Below are 13011 nucleotides of genomic sequence, written 5' to 3' on the forward strand. Positions count from 1 at the left end.
GCGGGGCCGTCAGATCTGGGTCAGGGCCCAGATGCCGACCGCGAAGCAGATCAGCGCTGCCACCAGCACCCCGGCCGCGACCTTCGGGGGCGGCCCCGGAAGCGTTCCCCGTACGGGCGCGTGGGGCGCGGCGTGCTGCACGGGCGGGGCCGGCACCGGTGGTTGCCGCTGCCGGCCGGTGTAGGCGCGGGTGGCGACGGGATCGTGCGGTACGCCGGAGGTCGGCGCCTGGGAGAGGTCCGGCGCGCCGACGGCGTACGGGGGTGGCGCGTCCGGCGTGAACGGTGCGGGCGGCGGTTGCTGGAACCCCGACTGGGCGTAAGGCTGTTGCTGTGCGGGCGAGGCTGCGGGCGAGGCTGCGGGCGGGAGTGCGGCTTCGGGCGGGGGTGCGAGGTGGAAGCTGCCCGTCTCGGACATCGACGCGGGGGGCGGTGCGTAGGCCCCCGGTCCGGGCTTCGGAACGGCCGGCCGCACCGAAGAGGCCGCAGGGGCGGGCGCGGGCTTCTCGGGCTGTTGAGGGGCGGTCACGGGCCCGTCCGGGCCGAAGCCCGCCGGCAGCGGACCGATCTGGTCGAACACCTCCACCGGCTCGTCGTCCGAGCCGGGTTCGGGAAGCATCTCGACCGCGGCGGTCAGGGCCTTTCGGGCGCCCGTCGCCGTCCGGAACCGGGCGTGCGGGTCCGGCTGGAGCAGCCCGGCGAGAACCTGCCACAGCGGTTCGGGAATGCCGCTCGGGGCGCTCGGGGTGCCGTGCGCGGCGATGTGCTCCACCAGCGCCTTAGAGTCGGGCTTCTGGCCCCGGAGGAGGTAGAGCGCGACCAGGCCGACCGCGAAGAGGTCCGCGGGGAAGTCGGGCTCGGCGCCCATCATCTGCTCGGGGGCGAAGTAACCGGGCGTGCCGACCACGTAGTTGGTCTCGGTCAGCCGGGGCTCGCCCTTGCGCATCGAGATGCCGAAGTCGGAGAGGCGCAGATGCGGGCGGCCCGTTCCGGTCGCCTCCATCAGGATGTTGGCGGGCTTGATGTCGCGGTGCACCACCCCTTCGGCGTGCACCGTGGAGAGTCCGGAGAGCAGCTGGTCCAGCAGCAGGCAGACGAAGCGCGGGGGCAACGGGCCGTAGTCGCCGATGACATGGGCGAGCGAGCCGCCGCTCACCAGGTCCATGGTGAACAGGACCTTGTCGTCGTCGGCGGCCCAGCTGGCCGGGGCCAGCACGTGTGGGTGCTCGATGCGCAGGGCCTGTTCGCGGACGAAGCGCAGCAGCGTGTGCGCGTCGCTCTGCTGGAGCACCTTGGCCGCGACGTACCTGCGGCGGCGGTGGTCCCAGGCGCGCCAGACGGCGCCGACCCCGCCCCGTCCGATCGGATCGATCAGCTCGTACCGACCAGCGAAGACCTCACCCATTGTGCTGCGCCCGCTCCCCGTTCCCGTGGTGCCGCGGCGTCTGCCGCGGCCCGTGTCCGGCTCCGTGCCCTGTCGGCACCAGGGCGCCGCACGGTGTGCGCGTGCCCTGGCTCCGCCGTCCGTCGTGGTCCGGAGCCGCTAGCTCTGGTGCCCCTCGTAGTGGGCGACCGCGTCCGCGGTGCGTCCCGCTCCGTACACCTTGAGGAACTCTGCCAGCTCCGGGTGGGTCGGGGCGAGGGCGTCCGCGGCATCGATGATGTCGCCGGCCGCCGCGACCGACCGCAGCAGGGACTGGATCTCGCGCACCACACGGCGGACGGTGGGAGCGCCGCCGGTGGAGGTGGTCTGGCCGGTGGCGGTCAGGACCGACCCACCCTGTGACTTCTTGATCTCCCCCATGCGGTCGGTGGCCTCGCCCGCGCTGACGCTGCCGTCGGCCACCTGGCTCGCCAGCTCCTGGAGGGCCTGGACGCGCTGGACCACCGCGGGATTCCCGATCTTGGCCCGCTGGCCGCTCATCAGTTGGGAGAGCATCGGGGCGGAGAGCCCGAGAACAGCGGCCAGCCGGGCCTGGTTCAGGCCGAGGTCATCGATCAGCCGACGGAAGAGCGCCCCCAACGGCTCCCCGTACCAACTGCGTTGAAGCTCTCTGGCTCTTGCCGTCGCCTCTTGTTGCGCTGCGTCCATGGCGTCTCCCCATCGCTGCGGCTTCGCTGCTGCGAACCTTGCGAGCATCTTACGGAGCGTGGTCGTCCACGGGGAGTCCCTATCCTTTTGCAGGATTACGGGGGTCACCCGGTACTCTGGCTCTGCGACGGTAGCCCTGGCACGGACGTGCTGGGCGTTGCCCTCGTTCGTTGTGGCCCGGGGCCTTAGCTCAGTTGGTAGAGCGCTGCCTTTGCAAGGCAGATGTCAGGAGTTCGAATCTCCTAGGCTCCACATCCCTGACCCCTCTGAACTGCGGTAACGCGGTTCAGAGGGGTCTTTCTCGTCTCCCTCGTCCGTCTCCCTGGTCCTGCTCCCGCGTCGGCGCACCGCCGAGCGCCCAGGCTCCTGCCCGGACGCCGATCTCGTACGATCCGGAACCGGCGCGCTTCCTGCGGGGGCCGAGTGCCGGAGGTACCAGGCACACTTCATACGTAAACAGTCGAGCCACAAAAGGACTCAGGCATGATCACGTTGACGAAGGAAGACGGCCCGGCCGACCTGGGTGGGGTGACCCATCTGTCCATCGGGGCGTCCTGGGACCCCACCGTCGGGAGCAGCGGCGGCCTGATGGGGAAGCTCCGGCAGAAGGCCGGCACGGACCTCGACCTGATCGCCATCGCTCTGCAGGGCGGGGACCCGGTGCGGCTGGCGGGTCTGGACTCGCTGGACCCGCTGGGCAACGGCTCGCTGGTGCACAGCGGGGACAACCAGAGCGGGCACGGTGACGGTGACGACGAGACGGTGACCGTCGAGTTCGCCAAGATTCCTTCGAACATCACGGCGATCGTCTTCATCGCCGCCGCGTACAAGAAGCGCAGCGCGTTCAGCAACGCGCGCAACATCAGCTTCAAGGTGTACGACGCGACGGGCGGTAGCACGCAGCAGGTCGCCGACATCTGGCCGAGCATGCTCACCCAGGACAACGGCGTCGCCGTGGCCAAGGCGATCCGCGAGGGCGCCGGCTGGAAGCTCCAGGTGATCAACGAGACCGGGAAGATCAAGCAGGGCGACGAGCAGGCCCTGATGCGCTTCGCCGTGAGCCGGTAGTCGCCGGTAGCGGGGCCCCGCCGCCGTCGTGCGGCGGAGCGGGGCGGGGGCGCGAACGGAAGAGCGGCTGCGGCCGACCGCCAGGGCGGTCGGCCGCAGCCGCGTCCGTTCTCTCAGGGGGCGGGCCCGGGGGCGCCCCGGGTCAGGGCCTGTCGTCGAGGCCGGGGGTGTCCCCCTCGCCCGACTCGGCTTCGGCCTGCTTGGCCTTGACCTCCGGGTCGAGGTCGGCTCGGTCGCTGCCGTCGACCGAGCTGAGCGGCGAACGCTCGTCGCCCACCTCGGTGGCGACGGGCGGCTCGACCAGCCAGTCCGGGTTGGCCTGCTTGTCCCACCAGCGCCAGGCGGCGTAGGCGCCCCCGGCCAGGGCGCCCAGCACCAGGAACCCCTTCGCGGCCCGGCCCGCCTTGGCCCGCCGCTGGTGCTTCCTGGCCAGCTTCTGGATCTCCTTGGCCGTCACCTGGGAGCGCAGCGCCGCGAGGGCGGCCGCGCTGCGGGCGGAAGCCTGCTCGGCGACGGGCAGGGCCACCGACCGGGCGTGCTCGACGCGGGGGGCGGTGTAGTCTGCGGCGCTCCGTGCGGCCCGGCGGGTGGAGGCCGCGGCGCGGTGCGCGGCCTCGTCGACCCTGGGCGGCACGTGCGTACGGGCCTGTTCGAGGCGAGGTGCGAGGTGGGACGCGTACTGGACACGAGCCTGCTTGGCGGCCTTCGTCACCTTCGGCGCGAGTTGCGTACGAGCCTCGTGCGCGTAGTGGACCGCCTGCTTCTTGGCTGTGTCGGCGTAAGGCGCCACCACTTCCGCGGCGTGCTGCGCGCTGTCCTTAGCCGAGTCGGTTGCGGCGCGCACGCTGTCGATGCGGGTCACGAGATCCTCCTCCTTGGTGGCGGGTAGGTACTCCGCCTGTCCGCCCAATTCAAAATCATGCCTGTTTGGTCCATGCCCGGCATGCGGGACGGGCATCCGGGTCATGGTCGCCCTTTGAGGTCAAAACGGTTCATGTGAAGTGTGCCGACGACAATGCCACGGTTCGCGGCCGAACGCGCCGTTTCACCCGGCATCCGGCCGCACGTTTCCCGGTCCGTGGGAGGATCGCCGGACGTCAGCGATGGATGTGACGTCAGGTGAAGGACGAAGGAAGGCAGACCGTGGCCGAGCAGCTTTACGCCACCTTGAGGACCAATCGGGGCGACATCGAGATTCGGCTCCTGCCGAACCACGCCCCCAAGACGGTCCGGAACTTCGTCGAGCTGGCCACCGGGCAGCGCGAGTGGGTCAACCCGGAGACCGGGGAGAAATCCACGGACCGGCTGTACGACGGCACCGTCTTCCACCGCGTCATCAGCGGTTTCATGATCCAGGGCGGCGACCCGCTGGGCAACGGCACCGGCGGCCCCGGCTACAAGTTCGCCGACGAGTTCCACCCGGAGCTGGGCTTCACCCAGCCCTACCTGCTGGCCATGGCGAACGCGGGCCCGGGGACGAACGGCTCGCAGTTCTTCCTGACCGTGTCCCCCACCGCGTGGCTGACCGGCAAGCACACCATCTTCGGCGAGGTGTCCGGCGAGGCCGGTCGCAAGGTCGTCGACGCCATCGCGGCCACCCCGACCAATCCGCGTACCGACCGTCCGCTGGAGGACGTGGTGATCGAGTCCGTGGTCGTCGAGACCCGCTGACGTCCGCTTCCCGCCGGACACGCCTCGCGGGAACGACGGACACCCCTCGCGGGAACCAACCGCCCCGCCCGTCCGTACTGATACATAGCGGACCAGCGGGGCGGCCCTGTTCGCGCCGCCGAGCGTCGAGGACCGAGAGGCAGGCCAGGACCGATGGACCAGCAGCCGCCGGGGGATCGTGCCGCCGCGGAAAGCGGGGCGCCGACCTGCTACCGCCACCCCGACCGCGGGACCGGCATCAGCTGTACGCGCTGCGAGCGGCCCATCTGCCCCGAGTGCATGGTCAGCGCCTCGGTCGGCTTCCAGTGCCCCGACTGCGTACGCGAGGGCTCGGGCACCGGGCACCACCCGGCGGCCGGTCGGCCGCGGACGCTGGCGGGCGGCTCGGTGGCCGCCGACCCGCGCCTGGTCACCAAGATCCTGCTCGGCGTCAATCTGGCCGTCTTCCTCCTGGTCTCCCTCCGGCCCGCGCTGGTGGGCGAGCTGACGCTGCTCGGGCTGGCGTGGGACCCGAGCCCGCCGCCGGGATCCGTCGAGGGCGTCGCCGAGGGCCAGTGGTACCGCCTGGTGACGTCGATGTTCCTGCACCAGGAAGTGGTGCACATCGGGTTCAACATGCTGGGGCTGTGGTGGCTCGGCGGACAGTTGGAGGCCGCGCTCGGCCGCTCCCGCTATCTCGCCCTCTACCTGCTGTCCGGCCTCGCGGGCAGCGCCCTCACCTACCTGATCGCCGCGCCCAATCAGGGTTCGCTCGGGGCGTCCGGCGCGGTCTACGGTCTGTTCGGCGCCACCGCCGTCCTGATGCGCCGGATGAACTACGACATGCGGCCGGTGCTGGTGCTGCTGGCGATCAACATGGTGTTCACCTTCACCTGGGGCGGCATCGCCTGGGAGGCGCACGTCGGCGGTCTCATCGCGGGCGTCGTCATCGCCATCGGCATGGTCCACGCCCCGCGCGAGCGGCGCACGGCGGTGCAGGCCGGTGTGTGTGCGCTCGTCCTGCTGGCGTCCGTCGGGATCGTCGTCGCCCGCACGATGTCCCTCACCTGAGCCGGATCGGCCGGATGAGCCGGAAGGGCCGGATTCCGAGCGGAACAGGGGCACTCCGCCCCCAGGCGGACCCAAGTTGTCCACAGTGTGCGCAGAATTTTGTGCATGGCAAGAGGAACATGTGTTCCCCTCGTCGCTGAGCTGGGTCTTTCCTTCTGTACAACGGGGTGCAGCCCCCCTCGACGAGGGAGGCTGCGGTCACACCGGCGTCAACATGAGCGGAAGTTATCCACAGATCGTCTGACCTTTTCCCCCGACTGTGGATAACTCTGTGGGTAACTCAGGGCAGGGCTTGCGCGCGGAGGCGGTCCGTCACTTCCACTGCGTCGACACGGCGAAACCGCCGGCGATGAAGCCGAAGCCGACCACGATGTTCCAGTTGCCCAGGGCGTCGACCGGAAGATCGCCTTCGGTCACGTAGAACACCACGATCCAGGCCAGCCCGATGAGGAACAGGGCCAGCATCACCGGAGCGACCCAACTGCGGTTGGTCAGCTTGATGGTCGTTGCCTGCTTCGCCGCGGGCGGCGTGAAGTCGGCCTTCTTGCGGATACGTGACTTCGGCACGAGGGACTCTCCTGTCGATGCGCTGCGTGACCGCGCAGGGATCTGTGGCGGGCGCCGGGGGCGGGTGCCAGGGGGAATGCTGCCTCCCCCGAGCGTCCGTTAGCGTAGTGCTTCTCTGGCGCCTGATGAGATAAGGGTACGTTGAGCAATTCCGCCGACTCCCCAGAAGGCCCGGCCCGGCGCACCTCCGCGTGGGCGGTCCGGGGCCTCACCGCTGCGGTTTTCGCCCTGGCCGGACTCATCTTCGTCACCAGCGCCAACACCGCCAAGGGCACCAATCTGCGCAGCGACTCCTCGCTGCTCAAGCTCTCCGACCTGATCAGGGAGCGCAGCGAGAACAACGGGAAGCTGAACGACGCGGTCGCCGGCGCCCGCGCGGACGTCGACGCCCTCGCCCAGCGCGACGACGGCTCCACCAAGGCCGAGGACGCCCGGCTGAAGGCCCTGGAGAAGGCGGCCGGCACCACGAGGATCAGCGGCGACTCGGTCAGCGTGACGCTCGACGACGCGCCCCCCGACGCCACCGCCAATCCCGGCTACCCCGAGCCCCAGCCCAACGACCTGGTCATCCACCAGCAGGACCTGCAGGCCGTGGTGAACGCGCTGTGGGAGGGCGGGGCGCGGGGAATCCAGGTGATGGACCAGCGGCTGATCTCCACCAGCGCCGTCCGCTGCGTGGGCAACACGCTCATCCTCCAGGGCCGCGTCTACTCCCCGCCGTACAAGGTCACCGCGGTCGGCGACCCGGGCAAGCTCAAGCAGGCGCTCAACGACTCCACCGCGATCCAGAACTACCTGCTGTACGTGAAGGCGTACGGGCTGGGCTGGAAAGTCGACGAGAACGACGCGGTGACTCTTCCCGGGTACTCGGGCACAGTGGATCTGCACTACGCACAGCCTGTGGAGTGAGCCCGAGCCGATCCCCGGGGAGGCCGTCCGGTGTCGGTGCGCGTCGTCGTCAGAACCTTTTGGCGAACTCCGCATCACCGTGGGCGCGCTGATCACCCTCTTCGTCGTCTCCTTCCTGTTCTGGACAGGGGTGAAGGCGGCCGACGCGGCCGAGGGCGAGATCGACACCCTCCAAGGCCAGTGGGCCCAGAAACCCGTGGCACCGGCCCCGCCGCCCGCCTCCCCGGAGACGTGCCCCTCCAAGACCCCGGACCCGGACTCGACCCCGGACCCGGGCCCAGCTCCGTGACCGGCGGAAGGCCGCCGGAGCTCTCCGGCTGACCGTGCTGGTCCACGCTTTTCCACAGCTGACCCCCTCCCCGGCCACGGCCCTCTAGTCTGGTGCGGGTACCGAATGGAGGGGTCAGCATGTACGGCTGGATCTGGCGGCATCTGCCGGGCAACGCATGGGTGCGGGGTGTCATCTCGCTCGTGCTGGTCCTGGCGGTCGTCTACGCGCTGTTCCAGTACGTGTTCCCCTGGGCGGAGCCGTTGCTTCCGTTCGGTGATGTGACCGTCGACGGCGAGAGCGCCGGTGGAGCAGGAGCAGACCAGTGAGCGCACGCGTCCTCGTCGTGGACAACTACGACAGCTTCGTCTTCAACCTCGTCCAGTACCTCTACCAGCTCGGCGCCGAGTGCGAGGTGCTGCGCAACGACGAGGTGACCCCCGCCCACGCGCAGGACGGCTTCGACGGGGTCCTGCTCTCCCCGGGTCCGGGGACGCCCGAGCAGGCCGGCGTCTGCGTCGAGATGGTGCGCCACTGCGCGGACACCGGCGTCCCGGTCTTCGGCGTCTGCCTGGGGATGCAGTCGATGGCGGTCGCGTACGGCGGCGTCGTCGACCGGGCCCCCGAGCTGCTGCACGGCAAGACCTCCCCCGTGACCCATGAGGGCAAGGGCGTCTTCGCCGGACTGCCGTCCCCCTTCACCGCGACGCGCTACCACTCGCTCGCCGCCGAACCCGGCGCGCTCCCCCCGGAGCTGGAGGTCACCGCCCGCACGGCGGACGGCATCATCATGGGGCTGCGCCACCGCGACCGGGCGGTGGAGGGCGTGCAGTTCCACCCCGAGTCGGTGCTCACCGAACACGGCCACCTGATGCTCGCCAACTGGCTGGAGCAGTGCGGGGACCAGGGGGCCGTCGCGCGGTCGGCGGGGCTCGCGCCGGTGGTGGGCAAGGCCGCCGCGTGACCGTAGGCCGCCCCGGGCACGAGGCCGGACCGGAGGGCCCTCACGCGCACGGGGCGTACGGGGCCGACGGCGCTTTCGTGGCGGCGGTGGACGGCCTCGCGGATCCGCTCGGCGATCCGCTGCCCGGCGGGCACGGCTCGCCGTGGTTCCGGGCGGACGACACCCCGGGCGGACCGGGAACGGGCGGCCCGGGGCCGGGCCCTGGGCCGGGCCCCGGTTCGATGTCCGCACCGGGCCACGGAACGCCGGAGTCGGTGCCTGCGCCCGGGCACGTACCGGATCCTGTGCCCGGATACGTACCGGATCCCGTGCGCGGACACCTACCGACGGCGGCGGCGTCGCACGAGGCCGGTTACACGCCTCACCAAGGGCCTCAGCAGCCCCAGGGAGCCCCGACCGAGTGGTACGACCCCGCCGGGTACGAACGCGACTGGTACGGGCCGCAGGAGCCGTCCGCGCGCATGGCTCCGGCCGAGGAGCCGGCCCCGCACCGGAACCTCCCCGCCGAACCGCGCACCGAAGTCATGGCCGCCGTCGTCGGAGGGCCCACCGAGCCCCGCACCGAAGTCATCCGCCGCGTTCCGGCCGAGCCCGATCCCGGGCCCGAGCCGGCCTCCCGCCCCGGCCCGCCTCCCTCCGGTGGGCGGGCCGAGCGGCGGCGGGCTGCCAAGGGGCGCGGTCGTCGTCGCCCGGACCCGGTCGTCGAACAGGCCGTCAGGGCCGCCCCGATGTCACGGATCGAGGCCCGGCGCGCGGCGAAGGCGGCCAAGGACAGCCCGGCGGTCGTCGTCAGCCGGGTGGTCGGCGAGGTGTTCATCTCGTTGGGCGTCCTGATGCTGCTGTTCGTCACCTACCAGCTCTGGTGGACCAACATCCGGGCCGAGCAGATCGCCGGCAAGGAGACGAACCGGATCCAGGACGAGTGGGCCAAGGGCGACCGCAAGCCCGGGGTGTTCGCACCCGGCCAGGGCTTCGCGATCATGCACATCCCCAAGCTGGACGTCGTCGTCCCGATCGCCGAGGGCATCGACAAGGAGAAGGTGCTCGACCGGGGGATGCTCGGCCATTACGGCGAAGGCAGGCTCAAGACCGCGATGCCCTCCGACAAGCAGGGCAACTTCTCCGTGGCCGGCCATCGCAACACCCATGGCGAGCCGTTCCGCTACATCAACAAGCTCGAACCCGGCGACCCGATCGTGGTCGAGACGCAGGACGCTTACTACACGTACGAGATGGCCAGCATCCTCCCGCAGACCGCGCCGTCCAACATCTCGGTGATCGAGCCGGTACCGGTGGGTTCCGGGTTCCAGGGCCCGGGCCGGTACCTCACGATGACGACCTGCACCCCGGAATTCACGAGTACCTACCGGCTGATCGTCTGGGGCAAGATGGTCGACGAACGGCCGCGCAGCCAGGGGAAGCCCGACGCGCTCGTCGGCTGAACATCCTCACGACAGGGACGGTGCGGTGGCAGCGAGGACCGAGCACGACGAGCGGGCCGACACGCCCACGGTTCCGCCCCCGCGCCCCCGAGGCCGTCACCCCGTCGCGACGGCCGTCAGCGTCTTCGGCGAACTGCTGATCACCGCGGGCCTGGTGCTCGCGCTGTTCGTCGCGTACTCCCTGTGGTGGACCAACGTGCTCGCCGACCGCGAGGCCGACAGACAGGGCGACACGGTCCGCAGCAGATGGGCGGACGGACCCGGCGCCCTGGACACCAAGGACGGCATCGGCTTCCTGCACGTGCCCGCCATGAAGAACGGCGAGATCCTGGTCAAGAAGGGCACCGACCCCGAGACCCTGAACAACGGCATCGCGGGCTACTACACGGACCCGGTCGAGTCGGGCCTCCCCTGGGACGACGAGGGCAACTTCACGCTGGCCGCGCACCGCGACGGGCACGGCGCGAAGTTCCACAACATCCACAAGATGAAGAACGGCGATCCGGTCGTCTTCGAGACCAAGGACACCTGGTACGTCTACAAGGTCTACAAGACGCTCCCCGAGACGTCGAAGTTCAACGTCGACGTGATCCAGCCGGTCCCGGAGGAGTCGGGCGTCGAGGAACCCGGCCGCTACATCACGTTGACGACCTGCACCCCGGTCTACACCTCGAAGTACCGGTACATCGTGTGGGGCGAGCTGGAGCGTACGGAGAAGGTCGACAAGGACCGCACGAAGCCGGTCGAGCTGCGCTGAGCCGCCGAGGAACAGCCGCTCGCGCCCGGGTGGCACGGGAAGGGCCCCGGTCACCATCGTGGTGACCGGGGCCCTTCCCGTGAGGGGCGGGGTGGGCGATGGGTCAGTCGTCGCCCAGGCCTCCGATGAAGCCCCCGCCGTTGCCTCCGTTGCCGCCATTGCCGCCGTTCCCACCGTTCCCGCCGCCCTCGATGGTCACGAGGGTGACGGTGCTGCCCTTGTCCGCCGGGGTGGTCGGCGCCGGGCTGCTGGTGATCACCCGGGCGTCCGGCTTGTCGACCGAGCCCTGGGCGAGCGCGACCACGAAGCCGAGCCCTTCGAGCTGGGCCTTCACGTCCTGGTACGGCCTGTTGCCGATGTCACCGGGGATCGCGACCTGCTCCGGCTGCGCCGGGCCCTTGGAGACCTTCAGAACGATCTGCGCGTCCTCGGCCTGCTTGCTCGGGCCCGTGGGCGTCTGCTCGATCACCTCTCCGGCCGGCTTCTCCGAGTCCACGTCGGTGCGCGAGATGTTGGTGAAACCGATGCCCCGCAGCTGCTGCTCCGCCGCCTCGTACGTGCGGGTCCGCATGTCCGGCAGGTCGAGAGTCGCCTGGGTCGCCACGGTGATGGTGATCTCGGCCCCGTCCGCAGCCTTCGCGCCGCCCTTGGGGTCCTGCTCGATCACGGTGCCCTCGGTCTTCTCGGACTCCTCCGTGGTGACGTTGACCGTGAAGCCCTTGCCCTCCAGGACCTCGCGGGCGCCGTCCTCGGACTTCTCCAGGACGTTGGGGACCTCGATCTTCGGCGCTCCGGCGGAGACGACGACCGTGACGGTGCCGTCCTTGTCCATCAGCGCGTCCGCCGCCGGGTCCTGGGAGCAGATCTCGCCCTTCTCCTGCTCCTCGCACGGCTCCTCGGCGCCGACCTTCACGGTGACGTCGGTTCTGGTCGCGAGTTTCTCCGCTTCCTGCACCGTGGAGCCCACCAGGTTCGGGGCGTTGATCTGGCCGTCGTCGCTGGTCGGGGTGAAGATCACCCGGCCGATCAGGATCGCGCCGATCAGCACCAGGACGCCCGCGACGACCAGCAGGATCGTCGAGGTGTTGCTCTTCTTCTGCTGGCGCCGGCGGCCCTGGCGGTCGTCGTAGCCGTAGCCGCCGTCGTCCGGGTTGATCGGGGGCAGCATCGAGGTCTGCGCGTTGTTCGGGTCGGCCGGGCGCAGGGCTGCGGTGGGCTGGTCGGGGTTGTAGCCGTCGTAGCCCCCGTACCCCGCGGCGCCCATCGCCGCCGTGGCCGCGACCGGCTGGCCGTCGAGGCAGGCCTCGATGTCGGCGCGCATCTCGTCGGCGGACTGGTAGCGGTAGTCCGGGTCCTTGGTGAGCGCCTTCAGCACGATCGCGTCCATCTCGGGCGTGATCTCGGGGTCGAAGTTGCTCGGCGGCTGCGGCTCCTCCCGGACGTGCTGGTAGGCCACCGCGACGGGCGAGTCCCCGACGAACGGGGGCCGCACGGCGAGCAGCTCGTACAGCAGGCAGCCGGTGGAGTACAGGTCGGAGCGCGCGTCGACCTGCTCGCCCTTGGCCTGCTCCGGGGAGAGGTACTGGGCGGTGCCGATGACCGCGGCGGTCTGCGTCATCGTCATCCCGGAGTCGCCCATGGCGCGGGCGATGCCGAAGTCCATGACCTTGACCTGGCCGGTGCGCGTGAGCATGACGTTCGCCGGTTTGATGTCACGGTGGACGATCTGGGCGCGGTGCGAGTACTCCAGGGCCTGGAGGATGCCGACCGTCATCTCCAGCGTGCGCTCGGGGAGCAGTCTGCGACCGGAGTGCAGGAGCTCCCTCAGCGTCGACCCGTCGACGTACTCCATCACGATGTACGGGATGGAGACCCCGTCGACGTAGTCCTCGCCGGTGTCGTACACGGCGACGATCGCGGGGTGGTTGAGCGAGGCGGCCGACTGGGCCTCTCGGCGGAACCGGGCCTGGAAGGACGGGTCGCGGGCCAGATCGGCCCGGAGCGTCTTCACAGCTACGGTGCGGCCGAGCCGGGTGTCGTGCGCGAGGTAGACCTCGGCCATGCCACCACGGCCGAGCACCGAGCCCAGCTCGTACCGGCCGCCGAGGCGACGCGGCTCTTCCATCTGTTCCAGCCCTCTCCGTCAGTCCCGACCGCACCCGTGTGTGGTCCGCGGCGGTGCGCTGTTCGCGCATACGCTACCGGGCACGGGTGACGTGATCAG

The 13011-nt window shown here is 70.5% G+C and carries 14 protein-coding genes and 1 tRNA gene; 10 read left to right on the forward strand and 5 right to left on the reverse strand.

Features of this window, described 5'->3' with window-relative positions:
• Nucleotides 1–9 precede the first annotated feature (9 nt).
• Together AC3CH1_RS14115 and AC3CH1_RS14120 are read right to left on the reverse strand one after the other, a co-directional pair.
• Nucleotides 10–1404 carry a serine/threonine-protein kinase gene (locus tag AC3CH1_RS14115; RefSeq protein WP_488463208.1) on the reverse strand — a complete coding sequence of 465 codons (1395 nt, stop codon included), beginning with the start codon at nucleotides 1402–1404 and terminating at the stop codon, nucleotides 10–12.
• A gap of 138 nt (nucleotides 1405–1542) precedes the next feature.
• Entirely contained in the window at nucleotides 1543–2091 is a 549-nt protein-coding gene (locus AC3CH1_RS14120; RefSeq protein WP_488463209.1) for a helix-turn-helix domain-containing protein, read from the reverse strand.
• A 179-nt stretch (nucleotides 2092–2270) separates the two neighbouring features.
• On the opposite strand from AC3CH1_RS14120, the gene AC3CH1_RS14125 reads away from it, so the two are divergent.
• Nucleotides 2271–2343, forward strand: a tRNA-Ala gene (locus AC3CH1_RS14125).
• A gap of 231 nt (nucleotides 2344–2574) precedes the next feature.
• Nucleotides 2575–3159 carry a TerD family protein gene (locus tag AC3CH1_RS14130; protein ID WP_018957304.1) on the forward strand — a complete coding sequence of 195 codons (585 nt, stop codon included), beginning with the start codon at nucleotides 2575–2577 and terminating at the stop codon, nucleotides 3157–3159.
• A gap of 142 nt (nucleotides 3160–3301) precedes the next feature.
• Here AC3CH1_RS14130 and AC3CH1_RS14135 read toward each other — a convergent pair whose 3' ends face one another.
• Nucleotides 3302–4021 carry a DUF5324 family protein gene (locus AC3CH1_RS14135; protein WP_488463210.1) on the reverse strand — a complete coding sequence of 240 codons (720 nt, stop codon included), beginning with the start codon at nucleotides 4019–4021 and terminating at the stop codon, nucleotides 3302–3304.
• A 281-nt stretch (nucleotides 4022–4302) separates the two neighbouring features.
• Here AC3CH1_RS14135 and AC3CH1_RS14140 point away from each other — a divergent pair, with 281 nt between their 5' ends.
• Nucleotides 4303–4830 (forward strand): peptidylprolyl isomerase, encoded by a 528-nt coding sequence (locus AC3CH1_RS14140; protein WP_488463211.1) that lies wholly within the window; start codon nucleotides 4303–4305, stop codon nucleotides 4828–4830.
• 153 nt (nucleotides 4831–4983) lie between these two features.
• On the forward strand, nucleotides 4984–5880 hold the full coding sequence (locus tag AC3CH1_RS14145; RefSeq protein ID WP_488463212.1) for a rhomboid family intramembrane serine protease: 897 nt from the start codon (nucleotides 4984–4986) through the stop codon (nucleotides 5878–5880).
• 312 nt (nucleotides 5881–6192) lie between these two features.
• On the opposite strand, the gene crgA is transcribed toward AC3CH1_RS14145, so the two are convergent.
• Nucleotides 6193–6447, reverse strand: a complete 255-nt coding sequence (gene crgA / locus AC3CH1_RS14150; protein ID WP_488463213.1) for a cell division protein CrgA — start codon at nucleotides 6445–6447, stop codon at nucleotides 6193–6195.
• Between the two features lie 141 nt (nucleotides 6448–6588).
• On the opposite strand from crgA, the gene AC3CH1_RS14155 reads away from it, so the two are divergent.
• The 6 genes from AC3CH1_RS14155 to AC3CH1_RS14180 all read left to right on the forward strand — a co-directional run bounded on the left by AC3CH1_RS14155 (nucleotide 6589) and on the right by AC3CH1_RS14180 (nucleotide 10787).
• Nucleotides 6589–7356 (forward strand): DUF881 domain-containing protein, encoded by a 768-nt coding sequence (locus tag AC3CH1_RS14155; RefSeq protein WP_488463214.1) that lies wholly within the window; start codon nucleotides 6589–6591, stop codon nucleotides 7354–7356.
• A gap of 79 nt (nucleotides 7357–7435) precedes the next feature.
• Entirely contained in the window at nucleotides 7436–7645 is a 210-nt protein-coding gene (locus AC3CH1_RS14160; RefSeq protein ID WP_488463215.1) for a hypothetical protein, read from the forward strand.
• 119 nt (nucleotides 7646–7764) lie between these two features.
• The gene (locus tag AC3CH1_RS14165; RefSeq protein ID WP_003967905.1) at nucleotides 7765–7953 is read left to right on the forward strand and encodes a hypothetical protein; all 189 of its coding nucleotides are present in this window, start codon (nucleotides 7765–7767) and stop codon (nucleotides 7951–7953) included.
• Complete coding sequence (locus AC3CH1_RS14170; protein WP_018957297.1) at nucleotides 7950–8588, forward strand: aminodeoxychorismate/anthranilate synthase component II; 639 nt, start codon at nucleotides 7950–7952, stop codon at nucleotides 8586–8588. Before AC3CH1_RS14165 ends, AC3CH1_RS14170 begins: the two co-directional genes overlap by 4 nt.
• On the forward strand, nucleotides 8585–10030 hold the full coding sequence (locus AC3CH1_RS14175; RefSeq protein WP_488463216.1) for a class E sortase: 1446 nt from the start codon (nucleotides 8585–8587) through the stop codon (nucleotides 10028–10030). Before AC3CH1_RS14170 ends, AC3CH1_RS14175 begins: the two co-directional genes overlap by 4 nt.
• A gap of 25 nt (nucleotides 10031–10055) precedes the next feature.
• Nucleotides 10056–10787 (forward strand): class E sortase, encoded by a 732-nt coding sequence (locus tag AC3CH1_RS14180; protein WP_488463217.1) that lies wholly within the window; start codon nucleotides 10056–10058, stop codon nucleotides 10785–10787.
• Nucleotides 10788–10890: 103 nt separating this feature from the next.
• On the opposite strand, the gene pknB is transcribed toward AC3CH1_RS14180, so the two are convergent.
• Nucleotides 10891–12912 (reverse strand): Stk1 family PASTA domain-containing Ser/Thr kinase, encoded by a 2022-nt coding sequence (gene pknB, locus AC3CH1_RS14185; RefSeq protein WP_488463218.1) that lies wholly within the window; start codon nucleotides 12910–12912, stop codon nucleotides 10891–10893.
• Nucleotides 12913–13011: the final 99 nt, after the last annotated feature.

The organism is Streptomyces sp. MGP-P1, assembly GCF_057766565.1.

What these genes read in the sequence shown, in the direction of transcription:
- AC3CH1_RS14115 (WP_488463208.1), bottom strand. Translation starts at nt 1,404, where the DNA reads ATGGGTGAGGTCTTCGCTGGTCGGTACGAGCTGATCGATCCGATCGGA.
- AC3CH1_RS14120 (WP_488463209.1), bottom strand. Translation starts at nt 2,091, where the DNA reads ATGGACGCAGCGCAACAAGAGGCGACGGCAAGAGCCAGAGAGCTTCAA.
- AC3CH1_RS14130 (WP_018957304.1), top strand. Translation starts at nt 2,575, where the DNA reads ATGATCACGTTGACGAAGGAAGACGGCCCGGCCGACCTGGGTGGGGTG.
- AC3CH1_RS14145 (WP_488463212.1), top strand. Translation starts at nt 4,984, where the DNA reads ATGGACCAGCAGCCGCCGGGGGATCGTGCCGCCGCGGAAAGCGGGGCG.
- AC3CH1_RS14165 (WP_003967905.1), top strand. Translation starts at nt 7,765, where the DNA reads ATGTACGGCTGGATCTGGCGGCATCTGCCGGGCAACGCATGGGTGCGG.
- pknB (WP_488463218.1), bottom strand. Translation starts at nt 12,912, where the DNA reads ATGGAAGAGCCGCGTCGCCTCGGCGGCCGGTACGAGCTGGGCTCGGTG.